At 55.2% G+C, this 20,583-nt stretch carries 19 protein-coding genes and 3 tRNA genes; 15 read left to right on the forward strand and 7 right to left on the reverse strand.

Annotated features, from left to right (window positions below; translation table 11 throughout):
- Nucleotides 1–96 precede the first annotated feature (96 nt).
- From dcyD to sdiA, 4 genes are all read left to right on the forward strand, one after another.
- Complete coding sequence (gene dcyD / locus ACSPHG_RS08725; RefSeq protein ID WP_435953087.1) at nt 97–1,083, forward strand: D-cysteine desulfhydrase; 987 nt, start codon at nt 97–99, stop codon at nt 1,081–1,083.
- Nucleotides 1,084–1,184: 101 nt separating this feature from the next.
- Complete coding sequence (gene tcyL, locus ACSPHG_RS08730; protein ID WP_435953088.1) at nt 1,185–1,853, forward strand: cystine ABC transporter permease; 669 nt, start codon at nt 1,185–1,187, stop codon at nt 1,851–1,853.
- A complete protein-coding gene (gene tcyN, locus ACSPHG_RS08735; protein ID WP_435953089.1) occupies nt 1,850–2,602 on the forward strand; it encodes an L-cystine ABC transporter ATP-binding protein TcyN in 753 nt (250 codons plus the stop codon). The genes tcyL and tcyN overlap by 4 nt, the downstream gene beginning before the upstream one ends.
- Before the next feature lie 175 nt (nt 2,603–2,777).
- On the forward strand, nt 2,778–3,500 hold the full coding sequence (gene sdiA / locus ACSPHG_RS08740) for a quorum-sensing transcriptional regulator SdiA (RefSeq protein WP_435955977.1): 723 nt from the start codon (nt 2,778–2,780) through the stop codon (nt 3,498–3,500).
- Nucleotides 3,501–3,574: 74 nt separating this feature from the next.
- Here the strand turns inward: sdiA and ACSPHG_RS08745 are convergent, their stop codons facing one another.
- Complete coding sequence (locus ACSPHG_RS08745) at nt 3,575–3,799, reverse strand: DUF2594 family protein (RefSeq protein WP_435953090.1); 225 nt, start codon at nt 3,797–3,799, stop codon at nt 3,575–3,577.
- A gap of 487 nt (nt 3,800–4,286) precedes the next feature.
- On the opposite strand from ACSPHG_RS08745, the gene uvrY reads away from it, so the two are divergent.
- The 7 genes from uvrY to ACSPHG_RS08780 all read left to right on the forward strand — a co-directional run bounded on the left by uvrY (nt 4,287) and on the right by ACSPHG_RS08780 (nt 8,571).
- A complete protein-coding gene (uvrY, locus tag ACSPHG_RS08750; protein ID WP_435953091.1) occupies nt 4,287–4,946 on the forward strand; it encodes a UvrY/SirA/GacA family response regulator transcription factor in 660 nt (219 codons plus the stop codon).
- A complete protein-coding gene (gene uvrC, locus ACSPHG_RS08755) occupies nt 4,939–6,771 on the forward strand; it encodes an excinuclease ABC subunit UvrC (RefSeq protein WP_435953092.1) in 1,833 nt (610 codons plus the stop codon). The genes uvrY and uvrC overlap by 8 nt, the downstream gene beginning before the upstream one ends.
- Before the next feature lie 57 nt (nt 6,772–6,828).
- Entirely contained in the window at nt 6,829–7,377 is a 549-nt protein-coding gene (gene pgsA / locus ACSPHG_RS08760) for a CDP-diacylglycerol--glycerol-3-phosphate 3-phosphatidyltransferase (RefSeq protein WP_435953093.1), read from the forward strand.
- A gap of 156 nt (nt 7,378–7,533) precedes the next feature.
- Nucleotides 7,534–7,609: transfer RNA gene (locus ACSPHG_RS08765), tRNA-Gly, on the forward strand.
- Between the two features lie 52 nt (nt 7,610–7,661).
- Nucleotides 7,662–7,735, forward strand: a tRNA-Cys gene (locus tag ACSPHG_RS08770).
- A 12-nt stretch (nt 7,736–7,747) separates the two neighbouring features.
- Nucleotides 7,748–7,833 (forward strand) — tRNA-Leu (locus ACSPHG_RS08775).
- Nucleotides 7,834–7,995: 162 nt separating this feature from the next.
- Nucleotides 7,996–8,571: a UPF0149 family protein gene (locus tag ACSPHG_RS08780; RefSeq protein ID WP_435953094.1), complete on the forward strand. Its 576-nt coding sequence runs from the start codon at nt 7,996–7,998 to the stop codon at nt 8,569–8,571.
- 53 nt (nt 8,572–8,624) lie between these two features.
- Here ACSPHG_RS08780 and ftnA read toward each other — a convergent pair whose 3' ends face one another.
- Complete coding sequence (ftnA, locus tag ACSPHG_RS08785; RefSeq protein WP_435953095.1) at nt 8,625–9,122, reverse strand: non-heme ferritin; 498 nt, start codon at nt 9,120–9,122, stop codon at nt 8,625–8,627.
- A 349-nt stretch (nt 9,123–9,471) separates the two neighbouring features.
- Here ftnA and ACSPHG_RS08790 point away from each other — a divergent pair, with 349 nt between their 5' ends.
- Nucleotides 9,472–10,653, forward strand: a complete 1,182-nt coding sequence (locus ACSPHG_RS08790; RefSeq protein ID WP_435953096.1) for a NupC/NupG family nucleoside CNT transporter — start codon at nt 9,472–9,474, stop codon at nt 10,651–10,653.
- 33 nt (nt 10,654–10,686) lie between these two features.
- On the opposite strand, the gene ACSPHG_RS08795 is transcribed toward ACSPHG_RS08790, so the two are convergent.
- Both ACSPHG_RS08795 and yecR read right to left on the reverse strand, forming a co-directional pair.
- A complete protein-coding gene (locus tag ACSPHG_RS08795) occupies nt 10,687–11,115 on the reverse strand; it encodes a DUF3574 domain-containing protein (RefSeq protein WP_435953097.1) in 429 nt (142 codons plus the stop codon).
- A gap of 25 nt (nt 11,116–11,140) precedes the next feature.
- Complete coding sequence (gene yecR, locus ACSPHG_RS08800) at nt 11,141–11,485, reverse strand: YecR family lipoprotein (RefSeq protein WP_435953098.1); 345 nt, start codon at nt 11,483–11,485, stop codon at nt 11,141–11,143.
- Nucleotides 11,486–11,861: 376 nt separating this feature from the next.
- On the opposite strand from yecR, the gene ACSPHG_RS08805 reads away from it, so the two are divergent.
- Entirely contained in the window at nt 11,862–12,500 is a 639-nt protein-coding gene (locus ACSPHG_RS08805) for an RpiB/LacA/LacB family sugar-phosphate isomerase (RefSeq protein WP_435953099.1), read from the forward strand.
- A 59-nt stretch (nt 12,501–12,559) separates the two neighbouring features.
- On the opposite strand, the gene ACSPHG_RS08810 is transcribed toward ACSPHG_RS08805, so the two are convergent.
- Nucleotides 12,560–15,169, reverse strand: coding sequence for a hypothetical protein (locus ACSPHG_RS08810; RefSeq protein ID WP_435953100.1), 2,610 nt, complete (start codon nt 15,167–15,169; stop codon nt 12,560–12,562).
- Nucleotides 15,170–15,241: 72 nt separating this feature from the next.
- On the reverse strand, nt 15,242–16,660 hold the full coding sequence (locus ACSPHG_RS08815; protein WP_435953101.1) for an MFS transporter: 1,419 nt from the start codon (nt 16,658–16,660) through the stop codon (nt 15,242–15,244).
- Nucleotides 16,661–16,874: 214 nt separating this feature from the next.
- Here ACSPHG_RS08815 and azuC point away from each other — a divergent pair, with 214 nt between their 5' ends.
- Nucleotides 16,875–16,958: a stress response protein AzuC gene (gene azuC, locus ACSPHG_RS08820; protein ID WP_004136622.1), complete on the forward strand. Its 84-nt coding sequence runs from the start codon at nt 16,875–16,877 to the stop codon at nt 16,956–16,958.
- Nucleotides 16,959–17,036: 78 nt separating this feature from the next.
- Here the strand turns inward: azuC and ACSPHG_RS08825 are convergent, their stop codons facing one another.
- The gene (locus tag ACSPHG_RS08825; protein WP_494516569.1) at nt 17,037–18,593 is read right to left on the reverse strand and encodes an MFS transporter; all 1,557 of its coding nucleotides are present in this window, start codon (nt 18,591–18,593) and stop codon (nt 17,037–17,039) included.
- Between the two features lie 356 nt (nt 18,594–18,949).
- Here ACSPHG_RS08825 and ACSPHG_RS08830 point away from each other — a divergent pair, with 356 nt between their 5' ends.
- On the forward strand, nt 18,950–20,542 hold the full coding sequence (locus ACSPHG_RS08830) for an ABC transporter substrate-binding protein (RefSeq protein ID WP_435953102.1): 1,593 nt from the start codon (nt 18,950–18,952) through the stop codon (nt 20,540–20,542).
- The last annotated feature ends 41 nt before the right edge of the window (nt 20,543–20,583 follow it).

The following is a 20,583-nucleotide window of genomic DNA, read 5'->3' on the forward strand; positions in this document are numbered from 1 at the left end:
CGATATCCGCCTTTTTTATTTGTATTTGCAGGCCGCTGGCCCTGCTGGTACATAATGAAGGGATGGGAATTATTCCCCGCTTTTATGGAGTCGCACATGTCACTGCACAACCTGACCCGTTTCCCGCGTCTGGAATTTATCGGCGCGCCGACGCCGCTTGAATACCTGGCGCGTTTTTCTGACTATCTTGGCCGCGAAATCTACATTAAACGCGACGACACCACGCCGATGGCGCTGGGCGGCAACAAGCTGCGCAAGCTGGAGTTCCTCGCCGCCGACGCGCTGCGCGAAGGGGCCGACACGCTGGTGACGGCCGGGGCTATCCAGTCTAACCACGTTCGCCAGACGGCGGCGGTGGCGGCGAAGCTTGGCCTGAAATGCGTTGCCCTGCTCGAAAACCCGATTGCCACGCGCGCTGAAAATTACCTCACCAACGGCAACCGCCTGCTGCTCGATTTGTTCGATGCCGAAATTGAAATGTGCGACGCGCTGCACGCCCCTGACCAGCAGCTTGAAGAGCTGGCGACGCGTCTGGAAGCGCAGGGGTTCAGGCCTTACGTGATCCCCGTCGGCGGCTCCAACGCCCTGGGCGCGCTTGGCTATGTGGAAAGCGCGCTGGAAATTGCCCAGCAGTGCGACAGGAAGGTTAGCGTGTCGTCGGTTGTGGTAGCCTCGGGCAGCGCTGGCACCCACGCGGGCCTGGCCGTCGGGCTTGAGCAGGTTATGCCGGACGTCGATCTTATCGGCGTGACCGTTTCCCGCACCGTCGCGCAGCAGCAGCCGAAGGTTGAAGCATTGCAGCACGCCGTGGCGCACTCGCTTGGGCTGACCGCTTCGGCACCGATCAGGCTGTGGGACGATTATTTTGCACCGGGCTACGGCACGCCTAACGAAGAGGGGCTGGAGGCCATCAAGCTGCTGGCGCGTCTGGAAGGCATTCTGCTGGACCCGGTTTATACCGGCAAAGCGATGGCGGGTCTGATAGACGGCGTGGCGCAAAAGCGTTTTAAAGATGAAGGCCCGATTGTTTTCGTGCACACCGGCGGGGCGCCGGCGTTATTTGCCTACCATCCGCATGTTTAAATAAGATTGATTTCGTTTTGTAGGGTGGATAAGCGAAGCGCCATCCACCGGTATAGCTCCACCATAACTAAAAATTAAGCCAGACAGGGTGTAATAAAAGTATGCAAGAAAGCCTTCAACTGGTGCTGGATTCGGCACCGTATCTGCTTAAAGGGGCGGTGTTCACGCTGCAGCTCAGCATCGGCGGCATGTTCTTCGGGCTGATCCTCGGATTTTTACTGGCGCTGATGCGCCTGTCGCCGTTTTGGCCGTTTTCCCTGCTGTCGCGCTTCTACGTGTCGATCTTTCGCGGAACGCCGCTTATCGCCCAGCTGTTTATGATCTACTACGGGCTGCCGCAGTTTGGTATCGAGCTTGATCCTATTCCGGCGGCGATGATCGGCCTGTCGCTCAACACCGCGGCCTACGCCTCAGAAACGCTGCGCGCGGCTATCTCATCCATCGAAAAAGGGCAGTGGGAAGCGGCGGCAAGTATCGGCATGACGCCGTGGCAGACGCTGCGCCGGGCAATTTTGCCGCAGGCGGCGCGGGTGGCGCTGCCTCCGCTCAGCAATAGCTTCATCAGCCTGGTGAAAGATACCTCGCTTGCGGCGACGATTCAGGTGCCGGAGCTGTTCCGCCAGGCGCAGCTGATTACCTCGCGCACGCTTGAGGTGTTCACCATGTATCTCGCCGCCTCGCTGATTTACTGGGTGATGGCGACGGTGCTTTCCGCGCTGCAAAACTACTTCGAGAATCAGCTTAACCGCCAGGACAGGGATCCAAAATGAGTGCAATCGACGTAAAACAGCTGGTGAAAAAATTCCACGGCCAGGCGGTACTGCACGGTATCGATCTGGAGGTGAAAACCGGTGAAGTGGTGGCGATTATTGGGCCGAGCGGCTCGGGCAAAACCACGCTGCTGCGCTGCATTAACCTGCTCGAGCAGCCGGAATCCGGGACGATCAAAGTGGGCGACATTACCATCGACGCATCGAAGTCCCTCAGCAAGCAGAAGAACCGCGTGCGCGAGCTGCGCCAGCACGTTGGCTTTGTCTTCCAGAGCTTTAATCTGTTTCCACACCGCACGGTGCTGGAAAATATTATTGAAGGCCCGGTCATCGTAAAAGGTGAGCAAAAGGAAGAGGCCACGGCGCGCGCCCGCGAGCTGCTGGCGAAGGTGGGGCTGACCGGCAAGGAAACCAGCTATCCGCGCCGTCTGTCCGGCGGGCAGCAGCAGCGCGTGGCCATTGCGCGCGCGTTGGCCATGCGCCCGGAGGTCATTCTGTTTGATGAACCGACGTCCGCGCTGGATCCGGAGCTGGTAGGCGAAGTGTTAAGCACCATCCGCCAGCTGGCGCAGGAGAAGCGCACGATGGTTATCGTGACCCATGAAATGAGCTTCGCCCGCGACGTGGCGGACAGGGCCATCTTTATGGACCAGGGCCGTATCGTGGAGCAGGGGCCGGCCCGCGAGCTGTTTACCAACCCCAGGCAGCCGCGCACCAGGCAGTTCCTCGAGAAATTTTTGACCCAGTAACTCACCTTGCGGGTAGCGCGAACGCCTACCCGCAATAAATGACGCTTTATCTTGCCACCTAATTAAAGAATCAGACCAACCGGTCAATAAATCGTATAAATATATTTCTTAAATGTGTTAGCGTTACACATCCAAATATCGAATGATTAAAGCTTCAGGAGCAACGCCAGATACAATGCCGGACTGCGACTTTTTTAGCTGGCGACGGGAAACGCTCGAGACCTTCCAGTCAATTACCGAAACCAGTGAAATAACCACAACGCTTCAACAACAATCTCAAACGCTAGAGTTTGATTATTTTTCGTTTTGCGTTCGTCACCCCGTGCCCTTTACGCGGCCTAAAACATCGTTGATTACCACATACCCGCAAGAGTGGGTCGATCAATACCATGCAGAAAATTATTTCGTCATCGATCCCGTGCTGCGGCCGGTCAATTTCATGCGCGGATATCTGCCGTGGAATGACGAGCTGTTTAGCGATACGCCGGAGTTTTGGGATGCCGCACGCGATCACGGCCTGCGTCGTGGGATAACCCAATGCGTCATGTCGCCGAGCAGGGCGGCGGGGTTGTTTTCTGTCTCGCGCACGTCGGTAAAGGGAAAGCTGAGGCCGGACGACGAGCTGAACGCGCGGCTGCAGTATATTGCAGAGCTAAGTTTGATGACGCTTGCTCGCCTGGAAGATCCTTCCGTCGATGCCATGACGATGAAACTGAGCAAACGCGAGCGCGAGATTCTACAGTGGACGGGCGAGGGGAAAACATCAGCGGAAATTGCGATGATTTTATCGATATCGGAAAATACCGTTAATTTTCATCAGAAAAATATGCAGAAGAAATTCAACGCGCCGAATAAAACGCAAATCGCCTGTTACGCAGCGGCGATTGGGATTATCTGAGCGAATTACCGTTCTGCGTGTCAGACGAAAAAACGGCGGAAGACATTTTGTGCCTTCCGCCGCAACCTACCTAATTACTGACGGTAAGCTTGTTTAATTTGCTTAACAGTATTACCAAAAACTTCCGCGTGCGCCGTGTCTTCCATCTGAGCGATTTGCTTTTCCATTTTGATGATAACTTTGCCTGCGTCTGCCTGGCCCATCGCTTTCAGCATCTGGGTTAACATGGCTTTCAGGCAGGTGACTTCAATAGCCAGTTCGCTATGGTTGTCAGCGGTGGAAAATTCAGGAGTGCTCATTTACTTTCCTCAAGTCTCGGTTAGTACACCGTCATTCGGCGCAACGGTTTTCGTAAGGCGGCGGAGTATAGCACACTGGTTGACCATTTTATTAGTGGTTACGTTCTCGTTCGGATTTTATCCCTCTTTTTGCCGTTGGTTTAACAAGCCAGGGTGTAAAGCGGTAATTAAGTAGAATCCGAAGTTTTCTTAGAAAATGTTTATGATTCGTTTATTAAACGTTAATCAGCGGTGTTGATTAAGGCGGTGGTAACCATTTTATGTCTGCGGATTATTTGAACTTTTTAAAAGCGTCACTCTTTTTGTTTCCTCCAGTAAACAGGCAATCTACCGGGAGTGCATTAAGGTAAACACTGTAAAATTAATTTTCCGAAACTTGCGAGTAATGCCGCCTTCTCCATTTTAACATTTTAAAGTTACCGGAAAACCCGTTAATATAAGCGCCTAAGCTTTTATCAGCGTTATCCCTTTTCTGGAGAGTTATCCTTTGATCAACGTTCTTCTTGTTGATGACCACGAACTGGTGCGCGCAGGGATACGACGCATTCTTGAAGATATCAAAGGGATCAAGATATCTGGTGAAGCAAATTGCGGCGAGGACGCCGTAAAGTGGTGCCGCACCCACCCGGTAGATGTGGTTTTGATGGACATGAATATGCCCGGCATCGGTGGCCTTGAGGCCACGCGCAAAATCGCACGCTACTCTTCAGATATCAAAGTCATCATGTTGACCATTCATACTGAAAACCCGCTGCCGGCGAAAGTGATGCAGGCGGGGGCTTCCGGCTACCTGAGTAAAGGCGCCGCGCCGCAGGATGTGGTCAATGCCATCCGTTCCGTCAACGCCGGGCAGCGATATATCGCATCGGACATTGCCCAACAGATGGCGCTAAGTCAGATTGAACCGGAAAAAACGGAAACCCCGTTTGCCAGTTTGTCTGAGCGCGAATTACAGATTATGCTGATGATCACCAAAGGTCAGAAGGTCAATGAGATCTCTGAGCAGCTTAATCTGAGCCCTAAAACCGTTAACAGTTACCGTTACCGCATGTTTAGTAAACTGAATATCAGTGGCGATGTTGAGCTGACTCATCTGGCAATTCGTCATGGGTTATTCAGCGCGGAGACGTTAATCAGTAGTGAGTGAAACCTTCGATTCCCAAGCCTTCCTCAAAACCGTGACCAGCAAGCCTGGCGTCTATCGAATGTATGACGCCAGCAGCACGGTTATTTATGTCGGTAAAGCCAAAGACCTCAAAAAGCGCCTGTCCAGCTACTTCAGAAGCAATCTGTCGAGCCGTAAGACCGAGGCGCTGGTGGCGCTTATTCATCATATTGATGTCACCGTCACCCATACCGAAACCGAAGCGCTGCTGCTCGAACACAACTACATCAAGCTGTATCAGCCGCGTTACAACGTTCTGCTGCGCGATGATAAATCCTATCCGTTTATCTTCCTGAGCGGCGATGCGCATCCGCGTCTTGCCATTCACCGTGGGGCAAAGCATGCGAAGGGCGAATATTTTGGCCCGTTTCCAAACGGTTACGCCGTTAGAGAAACCCTCGCGCTGCTGCAAAAAGTCTTTCCAATTCGCCAGTGCGAAAATAACGTCTATCGCAACCGCTCGCGTCCGTGCCTGCAATATCAGATTGGCCGCTGCCTTGGGCCCTGCGTCGCCGGGCTGGTGAGTGAAGACGACTACGCCCAGCAGGTCGAATACGTGCGGCTTTTCCTCGCCGGGAAAGACGATCAGGTATTGACGCAGCTTATTGAACGCATGGAGCAGGCGAGCAAAAACCTCGAGTTCGAGGCCGCCGCCCGCATCCGCGACCAGATTCAGGCCGTGCGCCGCATCACCGAGAAGCAGTTCGTTTCCAACACCGGCGACGACCTCGACGTTATCGGCGTCGCCTTCGACAACGGCATGGCCTGCGTGCACGTGCTGTTTATCCGCCAGGGCAAGGTGCTCGGCAGCCGTAGCTACTTCCCTAAAGTGCCGGGCGGTACAGAAATTGCGGAAGTGGTCGAAACCTTTGTCGGGCAGTTCTACCTGCAGGGCAGCCAGATGCGCACATTGCCTGGCGAAATCCTTCTCGATTTCACGCTCCCTGATAAAACCCTGCTTGCCGACTCGCTTTCCGAAATGGCGGGCAGACGCATTAACGTGCAAACCAAACCGCGCGGCGACCGTGCGCGCTACCTGAAGCTTGCGCGCACCAACGCTGCCACCGCGCTGGTGACGCGTCTTTCCCAGCAGTCGACCATTCACCAACGCCTCACGGCGCTGGCGCAGGTTCTGGAACTGCCCGAGGTGAAGCGCATGGAATGCTTCGATATCAGCCATACCATGGGCGAGCAGACGGTCGCGTCCTGCGTGGTCTTTGACGCCAATGGCCCGGTGCGTGCGGAATATCGCCGCTACAACATTACGGGAATTACGCCCGGGGATGACTACGCGGCGATGAACCAGGTACTGCGCCGTCGCTACGGCAAGGCCATCGAAGAGAGTAAAATCCCGGACGTCATTCTCATTGACGGCGGGAAAGGGCAGCTGGGACAGGCAAAAACGGTGTTTGCCGAGCTGGACGTGCCGTGGGACAAACATCATCCGCTGCTGCTGGGCGTGGCGAAAGGCACCGACCGTAAAGCCGGGCTTGAAACGCTGTTCTTCGAACCGGAAGGGGAAGGTTTCTCGCTGCCGCCGGATTCCCCGGCGCTGCACGTTATTCAGCATATCCGCGACGAATCACACGATCACGCGATTAGCGGCCACCGGAAAAAACGCGCCAAGGTGAAAAATACCAGCTCGCTGGAAACTATCGAGGGCGTCGGGCCAAAACGTCGCCAGATGCTGTTGAAGTATATGGGCGGATTGCAACCGTTAATCAACGCATCGGTCGAGGAAATCGCAAAAGTGCCAGGTATCTCGCAAGCGCTTGCAGAAAAGATCTTCTACTCGTTGAAACATTGAGGCCTCTGTAGCAACATAGAGACAATTTCCACTTACGACAGACAGTTATCCGGCACTATGCAATTTAATATACCAACGTTGCTTACTCTGTTCCGTGTCTTCCTTATCCCATTCTTTGTGCTGGCTTTTTATCTGCCGTTCACCTGGGCGCCGTTCCTGTGCGCATTTATCTTCTGGCTGGCAGCCATTACAGACTGGTTTGACGGTTTTCTTGCCCGGCGCTGGAACCAAAGCACCCGATTCGGGGCATTTCTCGATCCGGTAGCGGATAAGGTGATGGTCGTCGTGGCGCTGGTGCTCATCGTTGAGCACTATCACGCCTGGTGGGTGACGCTGCCTGCGGCCACCATGATCGCGAGGGAAATCATCATCTCCGCCCTGCGCGAGTGGATGGCGGAAATCGGCAAGCGCAGCAGCGTTGCGGTGTCGTGGATTGGCAAAACCAAAACCATGGCGCAGATGCTGGCGCTTATCGGTATGCTCTGGCGTCCAAATATGTGGATCGAGTACGCCGGGATCGGCCTGTTCTTCATCGCCGCGGTGTTAACTTTCTGGTCAATGTTCCAATATTTAGCCGCCGCGCGCGGTGATTTGCTCGAACCTTGATCTAAGCGACGCAAAATTCAGCAAACGAAACGCAGTGCAGGAAAATTTCATTGACTCACTGCGCCATCTAAGTAGAATGCATCGCATCGAACGGCAGCACAGCTTGCCGGAAGATAATAAAATCAAGTGATTAACCAAACTCACTTGTACAGATTTGCGGGAATAGCTCAGTTGGTAGAGCACGACCTTGCCAAGGTCGGGGTCGCGAGTTCGAGTCTCGTTTCCCGCTCCAAATTTAAGTAACAGGGTTCTCTGTTACTGCCTGAAAAGGCAACAAAAGTTTTGGCGCGTTAGCAAAGCGGTTATGTAGCGGATTGCAAATCCGTCTAGTCCGGTTCGACTCCGGAACGCGCCTCCACTTTCTTCCCGAGCCCGGGTGGTGAAATCGGTAGACACAAGGGATTTAAAATCCCTCGGCTTATGGCTGTGCGGGTTCAAGTCCCGCCCCGGGCACCATGGGAAAGACAAGAATAAAATCAATGATAAGCAGTGTCGTGCAAACCACCTTCGGGTGGTTTTTTATTGCCTGTAATATCCCTTCCGACTATCTTGCCTGATAATTACTCTATTCTTCACCGCCGGGCGCGCGTGAAACCTATTCGCTACAGGAGCAGGAACATGAACCAGGGACCATTAACCGAAGAAGAGATTGAGTGGCTCGACGAGGTGCTGATGAAGCACGCCACCGAACGCTCAATCATGGACGTAGCCGAGATGGACGGCCTGCTGACGGCTATTCTGTCCGGGCCAAAAGAAGTGGGCCCGGAAGCGACCTTCGCGGCATTCTGGGGCGGGGAAGGCGACCAGCCGCTGTGGGAGTCCGAAGGCGAGCTGAAAAAATTCGTTGAGCTGACGTTCAAGCACGTGAACGACATTGCCGAACGCCTTAGCAGCTATCCGGATCAGTACGAGCCGCTGTTTGGCACCAGCATCGTCGAAGAGCAGGAGTTCACCATCGTTGAAGAATGGTGCTTCGGCTACATGCGTGGCGTAATGCTGTGGGATGTTTCACCGCTGCCGGAAGAGCTGGTAACGATGCTTGAGCCGATTGCCCTGCACGGGCTGGAGGAGAAGTTCGACAAGCTTGATGAGCTTTCCCATGAGGCGTTCATCGACAGTATTGAAGAGATCAAGCCTGCCGCGCTTGCCGTTACGGCATACTGGATGAAAAAAGAACATTCCAGCCTGCACTGATCGTAAAAAAGCCGGAGCGCAAAACGCTCCGGCCCGTTCAATCCCTTTCTGAATTAAGCCTGGGTATCGAGAGTGGCAAGCTCTTTATCGACAAAATACAGGCCTTCACCGCTTTTACCGACCAGGCTGAGTTTATCCAGCACCGATTTAAACAGTTTTTCTTCTTCATGCTGTTCGGCAACGTACCACTGCAGGAAATTAAACGTCGGGTAATCCTGGGACGTCATCGCCGCGTGGGCCAGTTCATTAATCTTGCGGGTAATTAACTGCTCGTGTTCGTAGGTCGCGTTAAATAACGCGTCCAGAGAAGAATATTCGCTGAACGGAGTCGGCACCGCGTTAATGCGCGGCATATTTCCGGTATCGGTCAGGTAGGCAAACAGGCGCTGCATGTGCTCCATCTCTTCCTGAGCGTGGCGACGCAGGAAGGCCGCCGCGCCTTCGAAGCTGTGGTAGCTGCACCATGCGCTCATCTGCTGGTAAAGCAGCGAGGAATACAGCTCAAGGTTCATTTGTTCGTTAAGTTTTTCGACCATTTCTGTTTTCAGCATAGCGCACTCCGTTTAATCGCTCGTAAGTGGCGCTACTCTATTTTTTTAATTTCAATAATGCAAATAGAATGTTAATTAATTTATTGTAATGAGAATGGTTGCTAATATTATTCTTCTTTAATGACGAAATTAAATTTCGGTATTAATAGTCATTCGTCTTTAGCCGTAATTATTATATTTTTTATTTGCGACAAACATATGGCTTAAGTCTGGATGAACAAAATAACCCTCCGTGGACTAAGCCTATGAACCCATTAGAAATTCATATGCTTAAATAATCTTACCGCCGCCATTTACCTGCCGCACGGGCTGTGGCTAAATACGTTTTTTTCGCAAAATCATAAATCACATGAATATTCTTCACTTTTTGCTCGCCTTGGTGGTGATCCTCGCTCTCGCATGGCTGGTCAGCTTCGATCGCAAAACCATTCGTCTGCGTTATTTAATACAGCTGATAGTCATTGAGGCCGCCCTGGCGTTCTTCTTCCTGCACTCCGACAGCGGCCTGTTCGTTATCAACGGCGTTTCCGGTTTCTTCGGCCAGCTGCTGACCTTCGCCGCGCAGGGCAGCGATTTCGTCTTCGGCGGCATGAGCAAGCAGGGGCTGGCGTTTATCTTCCTCGGCGTACTGTGTCCGATAATCTTTATCTCCGCGCTAATCGGCATATTGCAGCACTTTCGCATTCTGCCGTGGATTATCCGCATTGTCGGCACGCTGCTGTCAAAAGTAAACGGCATGGGCAAGCTCGAGTCGTTCAACGCCATCAGCTCGCTGATTCTCGGGCAGTCGGAAAACTTTATCGCCTACAAACAGATACTCGGTGATTTAAGCTCGCGCCGCCTGTTTACGATGGCCGCGACCGCCATGTCGACGGTATCGCTTTCCATTGTTGGCGCGTACATGACGATGCTGGACCCAAAATACGTGGTCGCAGCCCTGGTGCTTAACGTATTCAGCACCTTTATTATTTTGTCGATCATTAACCCGCGCGGTCAGGAAGACGAGCCGGAAATCAGGCTGGAAAAGCTGCACGAGGCGCAGAGCTTCTTTGAAATGCTGGGCGAATACATTCTCGCAGGCTTTAAGGTAGCGATGATCATTCTGGCGATGCTGATTGGCTTTATCGCGCTCATCAGCGCCCTGAACGCGCTGTTCGCCGCGATCTTCGGGCACAGCTTCCAACAGCTGCTCGGCTACGTGTTCTATCCGTTTGCGTGGCTGGTGGGCATTCCGCAGCAGGACGCTCTACAGGCGGCGGGCATAATGGCCACTAAGCTTGTTGCCAACGAGTTTGTGGCGATGATCGAGCTGCAAAAGGTGATGTCCGGCCTGACCCCGCGCGGTCTGGGGATCCTGTCGGTATTCCTGGTATCGTTTGCGAACTTTGCCTCAATCGGCATCGTGGCCGGAGCGATTAAAGGCCTGAACGAGAAGCAGGGGAATGCGGTTTCTCGCTTTGGCCTACGCCTTGTCTACGGCGCAACGCTGGTGAGCCTGCTTTCGGCGGCCTTTGCCGGATTGGTACTGTAATAAAAACGGCGGGATGATTGTCCCGCCGTTGTTTTAGAAGTGGACGCACACGGGCTGGTCAACCCTCATGACCGAATCCTGCGCGAAACGAGATTTATAAATCCCCCGCAGCGCCTCAATTTTTGACTCGCTCTCTTTGTCCGTCGAATGGATCAGCATCAGCGCTTTGCTCTGTTCGCGCGCCAGCTTCCCGTCGTTCCCCAGCCACTGGCCTTTTGCATCAAACACCGTTAGCCCGTCGCGAAAGCGCGGCGTGACGTCGCTGTCGATAAAGGTTTGCCACTCTTTAGCGGTAATATCCGCGCCCGCCGGGCGGCTCAGGCCGAAATAGAGCGTGGTTTGGGTCATCGCGCTGTCAGCCGGGCAGGCCGCGGCGAGGGCGTAAGTTTTTGGCGCTGGCTGAACGCAGCCCGCAAGCGTCAGGGCAAGCAGGCCCGCTATCGTGGCTTTATAAAAAGTCATTCTTCACCTGTCATCATCATTAAAATTACTGCACGACCGTTTGATCCCTGAGATATTTTTCCATGCCAATCCCACGGCACTGGTATTCAAGGGTAACCTTCTGATTTAAACACAAAGCCCCGCTGCTCAGGCTACAGGTTTTTATCGGTTCGCCATATGGGAAAGCCGCAATATAGCCCCACTGCTGGCACTGATGGCTGGCGGTGGACTGCGCGACGTAGCTATCAACCTTCGCGGTTTGCAGCGGTGAGAGATCGAATCCAAGGCGCACTACGCCTGCGGTTTCGCTGCTTTTGACGGGCTGAGGGGTTTTATTGATGGTGCAGCCACCCAGCGCAAGGGCGGCAAAAAGCCAGGAGTAACGATACATAGCGATAAGCCTCTGTCGGCACTTTTTTGCATGGTAGCACGTCTAAAATTCCTGAAATCACCCGCAGCACGGTGCCGAATAATTTGCTTTAAAATCTGGAAAAAATGCAGCCCTAAAGCAAATTCCCTGGCTTATATAACGGCGCATCGCAGGTCGGCTGCGGGGGAAGGGCGGTAAAGCGGCGGCCGCGTTTGGTTTCCACTCCCGGCACAACGGCAGAAGTGTGAGCGCATCTTAATTTTTTAAAACTATTTTTCATTAAATTTGAAAGTATGTTCGTCGGATAGTATGGTTAGCTCATCTATGGGCTTTACTATGACTATTCGTCACGGTTTTCGACCACGAAATACCCGTGACCCAATCAGGAGACGAAAGAATGAAAATTGCACTGATGATGGAAAACAGTCAGGCTGGCAAAAACGCCATCATCCTTAACGAGCTGCAGGCCGTGGCGGGTGAGAAAGAGTACCCGGTCTACAACGTCGGCATGAGCGACGAGCAGGATCACCACCTGACCTACATCCACCTCGGCATCATGGCGAGCATTCTGCTGAATGCCAAAGCGGTTGATTTCGTGGTAACCGGCTGCGGCACGGGCCAGGGCGCGATGATGTCCCTGAACATCCATCCGGGCGTGGTGTGCGGCTACTGCCTGGATCCTGCCGACGCGTTCCTGTTCTCCCAGATCAACAACGGCAACGCGCTGTCGCTGGCCTTTGCAAAAGGCTTCGGCTGGGGTGCGGAGCTGAACGTGCGCTACATGTTCGAAAAAGCCTTCACCGGCCGTAAGGGCGAAGGCTACCCGGTTGAGCGCAAAGAGCCGCAGGTACGCAATGCCGGTATCTTAAACCAGGTAAAAGCCGCGGTAGTGAAAGAAAACTATCTCGACACCCTGCGCGCCATCGACCGCGAGCTGGTGAAAACCGCCGTTTCCGGCGAGCGCTTCCAGAAGTGCTTCTTCGAAAACTGCCAGAACAAAGAGATCGAAGCCTTCGTGCGCGAAATCCTTGCCTGAGTGATGTGAAAATGGCCAGCAAAAGCTGGCCGTTTTTTTATTCCCCCAACGTCCAAATCCTAACGCCTGCCGCCCATCCTGCCGCTAAAGCGCGGAACATAACCGCTGCGGTCAAACTGATGCGGCTGAACTGCCGGGCGCTCAATCCTTTGATGCTCTACCTGCCGCTGCTGGCGATTTATCTGCGCCTGCGGATGCTGCTCCTGCCACTGCTTGCGGTTTGCCTGGCTCGGTTGGCGTATTTCACGCCGCGGCGGGTTGACCGAACGCGTTACGGGCCGAGCGTGGCGCGTCTGGCTTAGCGCGGTGCTCTGCTGCGACTGCACGCGTTCGCTGCCGCGCTCGCGGGCCTGGCGGTCGGCGTTCACCTCCGTCGGCGGCCTGCTGCTGACAAACTTGCCGCTGTTGTCCATCTTCTGCCAGCTGCCGTTGTTGAACTGGTAGATGCCGCCGTCGTGGCTGGCGTAGACGTGGTCCGGCCCGTTGACGAATCCGCCGTGGGTGACCTGGCCGGTTTCCTTATCGTAATGGACGTAGCCCGCGCCGTGAACGGCTCCGCCGGGGCCTACCGAGGTAAAGGACCCCGCTTTGCCCGCGCCCTGGTCGGTTCCGGCGGCAATGCCCTGGCTGTGGGTCGCGCGCCCGGTGCGGGCATTAATGCTGTTATGGACGTCGCCGCCTATGGCGTTGCCGTTATCGTCGTTGCGCACGCCGACGGCACGGCCGGACACCGCGCGCCCCGTTTGCGGATTAAAACGCACGCCGCCCGCCGAGCCGCCTTTCAGATCGTTGTACTCGTTGCCGACCTTGTTGGCGTAGCCCCAGCCGTGCGTACCCGTCGCCTGGTTGTAGAAGCTGCCGCGCACGCTGCTGCCGTAGCGCCCCGTCCAGCCGTTCCCCCAGTCGGCGCGCACGCCCTGGGCCACGGTATTGCCCCAGTGGTTGTAGACGTTGTAAACCGACACGCCGCCGCCCCAGTAGCCGGGATAAGGCGGATAATAATGATCCCACGGCCCCCAGCCCGGCGAATGCCAGTCGCTGCCCCAGATCCAGCCGCTGATAAAGCCAAAGCTCCAGCCAATCGCCGGGTCCCAGGCAAAGCTGCTGCCGTAGCCGTAGGTCACCGGGCAGCTATACCACACGCTGCCAACCCAGGCGTTGCATGGGTAGCCGGTGCCGTAAACCACCACGTTGTTGCTGACCACCGTACCGTAATAGCCCGGCGTATAGCCGACAAACACGGTTTCCGGCGTGCTGTTGTAAACGTGCACGTAGGTGACGTAATGCAGCGGGGAATCCGCTGGAATGGTGTAGATGATGGCGGGCACGTTATCGGCAACAGCCCACGGCCCGGTCGGGGACGTCGCGCTAAACCACACGCCGTTCTTGACCGCAAAATAGCTCTTCGCATCCACCTTAATCACCGGCAGGTCGGCGTTCCAGGCGTATTGCAGCGGCGTGGAGGTGATGGATTTGAACTGCGCTCTGCCGCCGTCGTAATGCACGCTAAGCTTCGCCTTGCTGCGCGTGATGGTCGCCGTTTGCGGGACGGCGTTGGCAATCAGGGCTTCCCGCGCTTCAGGCGTGCCGGGGATAGACGCCAGCACCGCGCTCTTCGGGCTGTCGCCGGGGATTTTGGCAAAATCAGCCGGGAGCTTATCACCGGCGACATAAGTCCACGGCCCGTTGGTAGATGCGGCGCGGAACCAGCGGCCGGAAACCAGCACGTACCAGGCGTTGTCCTCGGCGCTGTTGATAAACACGTCAGACGGCGTATTGGCGATATAGGAAAGGCCCGTACCGGCAATCGGCATAAACTGCGGATCGCCCGCCAGCTGAATCAGCTCGGTAGGCGCGGTGGCAACCGTTATAACCTGCGGTTTAGTGACTTTTTTACCGCTGGCTTCGCCCATGTCAGGATGACCTTTTTTCAGCGCCTCCTGCAGCGCGTTGGTGATTTCCGCCGGCACGCTGGCCTTCTCTTTCCAGTCGCCGTTCAGCCCGTCGGCGGTAAACCATGCGTCGGCGAAGCGAACGTAAAAGGTATCCTTATCTTTCAGCAGCAGTGAGCGGGTATTGAGCGCGCGCTGCACGTCGCGCTGGGCGGTTTTCTGCCATGCGGGCTGGCCGTCTACCAGCACCAGCAGCGTCGGCTGAAAGGCAAAAATAATCGCCGGCGGCGCGTTATTCACGCTAACGTTATTCGCCGGAGCCGCATTTTGAATCGCCAAATCGCTCTCAAGCTGATCCTGGCTGATGGTCAGCGGCTGGTCGGGAAGGGTGAGCTTTAACAGATTGAGATAGCGGGACTCGTTGCCGCCGTCGGTGGGGAAGGTGACTTTTTCCCAGCTTACGTTGCTGAGCGTCACGAGCCGTTTTTCCTTATCGACGTGCGTTCTGGCGCTAAACCAGGCGACGCCGTAGTTAATTTTATCCTGCGACTTTCCGTCCGCGCCCACCGCCGTACCGGCTTTCACCGCCACCACCAGACGGCCCTTCAGCTCGTCCCCCTGCCAGCTATCCAGCTGCGGCTGATGCAGCACCAGCGAGGTTTTATCCACGGTATATTCGTGCGGCCAGGGCTTAACCGCCGTGACCGGGTCTGCTGCAAAGGTCGGGGAGCCAAAAAGCGATAACACCAAAAGAAGCAAAAACGACGCGCGTTTCATAACGACCTCAATCACTGCAAGTATTCATACCAGTGTAATTGAGGCTCGAAATTATTTATGGAGCTAATCGTGTTATTGCCTGTTCGAGACGCTGCAGCCCGCCGAGCGCGGCAGGCGCAACAGATCGAAAAGGCCAGCCAGGCAGACGAGCGTAATCAGCACGAAGGAGATTTTGATGCTGATGCCGGGAACGGCGGTGAGATCCAGCCAGCCGCTGATTTTCTCGCCGAGGCGAATGCCGATTGCGCCAAGCGTGATGCCGAGGCCCACGGAAAGCTGCGTGGCGGTGCTGAACAGCGTGTTGGCGTAGCTCATCTGGTTCGGTGGAATATCCGCGAAGGCCAGCGTGCTGATGCCGGTGAACTGCATCGAGCGGAATAAGCCGCCGAGAAACAGAATGACCACCGTCACCCAGGTGGCGGTCTGCGGCGTAAGAAATGCGCAGGCGAGCAGGGCGGCGACGTTCAGCAGGCCGTTAATAATCAGCAGCTTCTTAAAGCCCAGCGCGCGGATAAGCGCCGTGGTGCCCGGCTTCATCGTCAGGTTGCCCGCAAACACCGCCAGCACCAGCAGCCCGGAATGGAACGCGTCCATGCCGAAGCCCACCTGAAACAGCAGCGGCAGCAGAAAAGGCACCGCGCTTATCGAAGTACGGAACAGCGAGCCGCCGTACATGGTCACGCCAAAGGTCTGCACTTTTAGGGCGTCGAGGCGAATCATCGGATGCGCCGCGCGTTTGAAATGCCGAAGCGAAAACCACAGCGCCGCCGCGCCCAGCGCCAGCAGGCCCAACGTCGCCAGCACGTTGACCTGCGCTTCGCCGAGCATTTCAAGCCCGTAGACCAGGCAAATCATGGCGACGGCGGTTGCCACAAAGCCGATGCCGTCGAACGGGCGGCGCTCGTCGTCGTGCACGTCGGGGATAAGCCGCCAGGCAAAGGCCATCGCCGCAAGCCCAAGCGGCAGATTGATATAGAAGATCCAGCGCCACGAGGCGTAGCTGGTAATAAACCCGCCCAGCGGCGGCCCGATTATCGGCGCGACAAGCGCGGGCCAGGTCAGCGTGGCGATGGCGGTAATCAGCTGGTTTTTTGGCGTGGTGCGCAGAACGGCAAGGCGGCCTACGGGCACCATCAGCGCGCCGCCAACACCCTGCAAAACGCGCATCGCGACAAACTGTTCCAGGCTGTTGGCGAGGCCGCACAGCACCGACGCAAGGGTGAAAATACCCAGCGCGAGGGTAAAGACCTTACGCGCGCCGTAGCGGTCGGCTATCCAGCCGCTGGCCGGGATCAGCACCGCAAGGGTCAGCAGATAGGCGCTCATGCCTATGTTCAAATCAACGGCGTCCGTGCCAAAGGTTCGTGCCATTTCCGGCAGCGCGGTGGCGATCACCGTGCCGTCGAGAAACTCCATGAAAAAGGCGCCCGCGACCAGCAGCGCGGTGGGAGAAACGCCGCGTTTTTGCGCAGAGGAGACAGTATGGGACATGGTTGCCGCTCGAAATTAAAATAATGTTTTAAAAATTTACCGAAACAGATAACCAGTTAAGTGATGGATTTGCAATCGCTTTTATGTGAATGAGGTGTAAAATCCACACTTAAATTGTGTGATGTAGCTCACAAAACAGTTGATTTGTGTGATGGAAGTCATATTATAGGTCGCATAACGAGCAACACCTGTAAAATAAAAACCGGAGTACATGATGAAACTGCGCAAAATCCTGAAAAGCATGTTTGAAAACTACTGCAAAACCTTCAAAGATGTACCGCCAGGCGGCATGTTCTAAACGCCGTAGCTGTAGCTTATAGCCGATGAAAAAAACCTGCCGAGGCAGGTTTTTTTGTGTCCGTAATTTGGGTGCGAATCAGTGTGAAACCGCTTCGCGTACCGGAACCGTATCCTCTGCGTTTTTAAACAGCCTGCTGTTTCCCCAGCACTCTTCGTAACGGTGGCCGACCAGGTCTTCAATCACCACGCGCACATCCGGTTTAATCTCCTCAAGCCTGCCGCCCGCCTTAACGCGCGCCACTTCTTCCAGCACGATCATATGGGCTTTGCGGTCGAGCTTCATCTGCTTGCTGAACACTATCGCCGCCAGGGCCAGAATCACAACCCCCACGCAGAACACCACCGCGATGGCGTTCACCGCGCTTTCCGGCTGCACGTGCGCCTTCGACTGGAAGCCGTAGAAGCTGAGGATCGATCCCATAGTAAAGACGATAATCGAACGCAGAATCTTGCCCGAGAAGGTCATCGCCCCGGCGTAAATCCCCTCGCGGCGACGGCCGGTAAACACCTCATCAACGTCCGCAAGGAAGGTGTAAACCGTCCACGGAATGTAGTAGACGCCGCCGGTGCCGAGGCCAAATAGAATCGTGATGCCGAACAGCAAAACGGTGGCGATATGCACCGGCAGGTGGAAGAAGTACAGCGACGTGTAACAAATCACCGAGAAAATCACGATGCCGAGCGCCAGAATATACGGCTTGCTGAAGCCCTTTTTCACGCAGATACCGATAAAGACGGCGGTGGAAACGAGCTGCAAAATCGAGTTCAGGCTGTTAAGCCCGGCGACCATCGCCGGATCGTGCTGCAGCACGAAAATCACGAAGTAGGTAAAGATAGACGCGAACAGCCATTCCGCGCCAAAGCCGCACAGGTACATGCCCAAATGCTTGCGGAATACGCGCAGATGGAAGGTCGATCGCATATCGGCAGCCAGCCCGGTCAGCGTTTTAAACAGCGTGGTTTTCGCCTTTTGCACCATGTCGACCGGCCGCACGTGCTCCCAGGAAGAAAAATAAAGGCAGGCGATGGCCGCGCAAAGAATCACGCCGTAGGTCACGCCGGTCAGGAAGAACGGCTGGGCGGAATCCTTGCCGTACAGCAGAATAAACTGCCCTGGAATAAATGCCGCCAGGAAGTTGGCGAGCTTGCCGAAGATAGCCTTGTAGCCGGTGAGCTTGGAGCGCAGGGTGAAATCGCTGGTCATTTCCGTCGCCAGGGTTTCGTACGGCACCATCACCGAGGTGTAGATGATCTCGAAGATCGCGTAGGTACACAGGTAGTACCAGAAGCCGAAGCCGTCCACCCACAGCAGCGGGTAGAACATCATCAGCGGAATGCCGATCAGCAGGAAGAAGCGGCGGCGGCCAAAGCGCTTGCCGAGCCGCGTATTGCCGAAGTTATCGGTCAGGTATCCCATCAGCGGGTTGCTAATCGCATCGATGATGCTGGCGACGGAGAAGATAAAAGACGCTTCCAGCAGCGTCAGCCCGCAGAAGGTTGTGTAAAAGTACAGCAGCCATGCGCCGCTGATAGCCAGCGCGCCGCTGCCCAGCAGGTTGCCACCGCCATAGGCCAACTGATGGCGAAGCAGCACAGGCCGTTCATGCCCGATGGTTCCATTTTTCCCGCTCATATTTTTGAACCTTTGTTTTATATTTTTCAGAAGCTGAGTTCTTATAAAGTGATACAGGAAGGATAATTGTGATAAGGGTCACCAAATTTGTAATCTGGCGTAAAGGGATATGTATTATGAGATCGGCATTCCACTTTCTTATTCCATAGTTAGTGTGAATGAATGCCAATGTTTACATTGCGGGAATAAGATTCTGTGAGATAAATCGACCATTATTTGTGCAATGCTATTTATCAGCTAACGTCCTGCCTTCCTTAGCTTTTTTTTAGATAACGTTATGCCATTTACGTGCATTTACAATAATTAGGGGCTGATGCACTATGCGGGCTCTTCTAGAGCATGGAGTCCGTGAATAAATGCGTAAACCCTTATTAGTATCTGCGCTGTTTGCTTCGATAGCTTTGGCATTGGCTGGCTGTGATAACGCGAAAAGTGAAACCGCAGCGGCCCCCGCACCCGCACAAGAAGCGGCAAAAGACGGTGGCAATCTGATTGTTGGCGTCACCACGGGCGATCCGCTGGCGCTCAACCCGCTCTATGCCAGCGACCGCACCACGCTTACCATCATGCAGGCGCTTTACGCACCGCTTTATAGCTACAACGGCGATAAGATCGAATGGGGCCTGGCCGAAAGCCTGACGCCTTCCGCGGACAATCTCTCCTATATCCTCAAGCTCAAACCAAATCTGAAATGGCAGGACGGCCAGCCGATCACCGCCTCGGACGTGGTGTTCACCTTTACCAAGCTGCTGGATGAAAAGCAGCACAGCTTCTTCCGCAGCATGTTCGTCTACGGCGATAAGCCGATTCAGGTCAGCAAAGTTGACGACCTGACCGTGAAGTTCACTCTTCCGCAGGTGAGCGCCGCCTTTGTGGGCACGCTGGTGCAGATCTACCCAATCCCGCAGCACGTATTTGCGGGCGAAACGGGCGACCTGGAAAAGAGCACCAAAAACGACGCCCCGGTAGGCTCCGGCCCGTTCAAATTCAAAGAGTACCGGGCAGGGCAGTACTATGCGCTAAGCCGCTTTGACGACTACTGGAACGGTAAGCCAAAGCTTGACGCCGTCACCTACCGCTTCGCCAAGGATTCCAATTCCGCGAACCTCGCGCTGCAAAACGGCGAAATGAACCTGAAAATGGTCGACCCGCAGGACGTCTCGCGCCTGAAAACCAGCGGCAAGTTTGACTTCGTGATCTATCCGGAAGGGCGTCTGGCCTACATGACGTTCAACCAAAACATCGACGCGATGAAAAACAAGGCGCTGCGCCAGGCCATCGCCTACGCCATCAACAAAGACGAGCTGGTGCAGGTTGCCTTTACCTCGCTTGACTACGCCCAGCCCGCCGCGTCGATCCTGACGCCGGACACGCTGTATCAAACCAACGACGTGCAGGCCTACAAATACGACGTTGAAAAAGCCAAAGCGCTGCTGAAAGAGTCCGGCGAGCCTGCGGGCCTCAAGCTGCGCCTGGCCTACATCAACTCGAACAAAACCCAGGAAAGCATGGGCCTGTATATCCAGCAGCAGCTGAAAAACATCGGTATTAACGTCGAGCTGCTGCCGCTGGACGCCAACGCCATGTCCCAGCGCAGCCTGGACATGAAAAACACCGCCTACGAGCTGAGCCTCGGGGGCTACATCATGGGCGCGGAGCCGGACGGCTACAAATCCCTCTATATGAGCAACGAAGCCTACAACTACGCGCACTACAAGAACCCGGCGTTAGACGCGCTGTGGAACCAGGGCGCAACGGAAACGGACAAGGCAAAGCGCGCGGAAATCTACAAGCAGGTTCAGCAGACCGTCGCAAACGACATGGCGTGGTACCCGATCGCCTACACCAACGCGGTGGTGGCGGTGGATAAACGCTTTGGCGGCACCAAAGAGGCCGAGCCAAAACCGGTGTATATGTTCCAGGATCTGTCGAAGATTTATCAAAAATAATAATCAGGCGGGCCGAATGGCCCCCTGACCGTAGGGCGGAA

It is taken from the genome of Dryocola baronae, assembly GCF_051297175.1.
Classification (GTDB): Bacteria; Pseudomonadota; Gammaproteobacteria; order Enterobacterales; family Enterobacteriaceae; genus Dryocola.

What these genes read in the sequence shown, in the direction of transcription:
- dcyD (WP_435953087.1), top strand. Translation starts at nt 97, where the DNA reads ATGTCACTGCACAACCTGACCCGTTTCCCGCGTCTGGAATTTATCGGC.
- tcyL (WP_435953088.1), top strand. Translation starts at nt 1,185, where the DNA reads ATGCAAGAAAGCCTTCAACTGGTGCTGGATTCGGCACCGTATCTGCTT.
- tcyN (WP_435953089.1), top strand. Translation starts at nt 1,850, where the DNA reads ATGAGTGCAATCGACGTAAAACAGCTGGTGAAAAAATTCCACGGCCAG.
- sdiA (WP_435955977.1), top strand. Translation starts at nt 2,778, where the DNA reads ATGCCGGACTGCGACTTTTTTAGCTGGCGACGGGAAACGCTCGAGACC.
- ACSPHG_RS08745 (WP_435953090.1), bottom strand. Translation starts at nt 3,799, where the DNA reads ATGAGCACTCCTGAATTTTCCACCGCTGACAACCATAGCGAACTGGCT.
- pgsA (WP_435953093.1), top strand. Translation starts at nt 6,829, where the DNA reads ATGCAATTTAATATACCAACGTTGCTTACTCTGTTCCGTGTCTTCCTT.
- ACSPHG_RS08780 (WP_435953094.1), top strand. Translation starts at nt 7,996, where the DNA reads ATGAACCAGGGACCATTAACCGAAGAAGAGATTGAGTGGCTCGACGAG.
- ftnA (WP_435953095.1), bottom strand. Translation starts at nt 9,122, where the DNA reads ATGCTGAAAACAGAAATGGTCGAAAAACTTAACGAACAAATGAACCTT.
- ACSPHG_RS08790 (WP_435953096.1), top strand. Translation starts at nt 9,472, where the DNA reads ATGAATATTCTTCACTTTTTGCTCGCCTTGGTGGTGATCCTCGCTCTC.
- ACSPHG_RS08795 (WP_435953097.1), bottom strand. Translation starts at nt 11,115, where the DNA reads ATGACTTTTTATAAAGCCACGATAGCGGGCCTGCTTGCCCTGACGCTT.
- yecR (WP_435953098.1), bottom strand. Translation starts at nt 11,485, where the DNA reads ATGTATCGTTACTCCTGGCTTTTTGCCGCCCTTGCGCTGGGTGGCTGC.
- ACSPHG_RS08805 (WP_435953099.1), top strand. Translation starts at nt 11,862, where the DNA reads ATGAAAATTGCACTGATGATGGAAAACAGTCAGGCTGGCAAAAACGCC.
- ACSPHG_RS08810 (WP_435953100.1), bottom strand. Translation starts at nt 15,169, where the DNA reads ATGAAACGCGCGTCGTTTTTGCTTCTTTTGGTGTTATCGCTTTTTGGC.
- ACSPHG_RS08815 (WP_435953101.1), bottom strand. Translation starts at nt 16,660, where the DNA reads ATGTCCCATACTGTCTCCTCTGCGCAAAAACGCGGCGTTTCTCCCACC.
- azuC (WP_004136622.1), top strand. Translation starts at nt 16,875, where the DNA reads ATGAAACTGCGCAAAATCCTGAAAAGCATGTTTGAAAACTACTGCAAA.
- ACSPHG_RS08825 (WP_494516569.1), bottom strand. Translation starts at nt 18,593, where the DNA reads ATGAGCGGGAAAAATGGAACCATCGGGCATGAACGGCCTGTGCTGCTT.
- ACSPHG_RS08830 (WP_435953102.1), top strand. Translation starts at nt 18,950, where the DNA reads ATGCGTAAACCCTTATTAGTATCTGCGCTGTTTGCTTCGATAGCTTTG.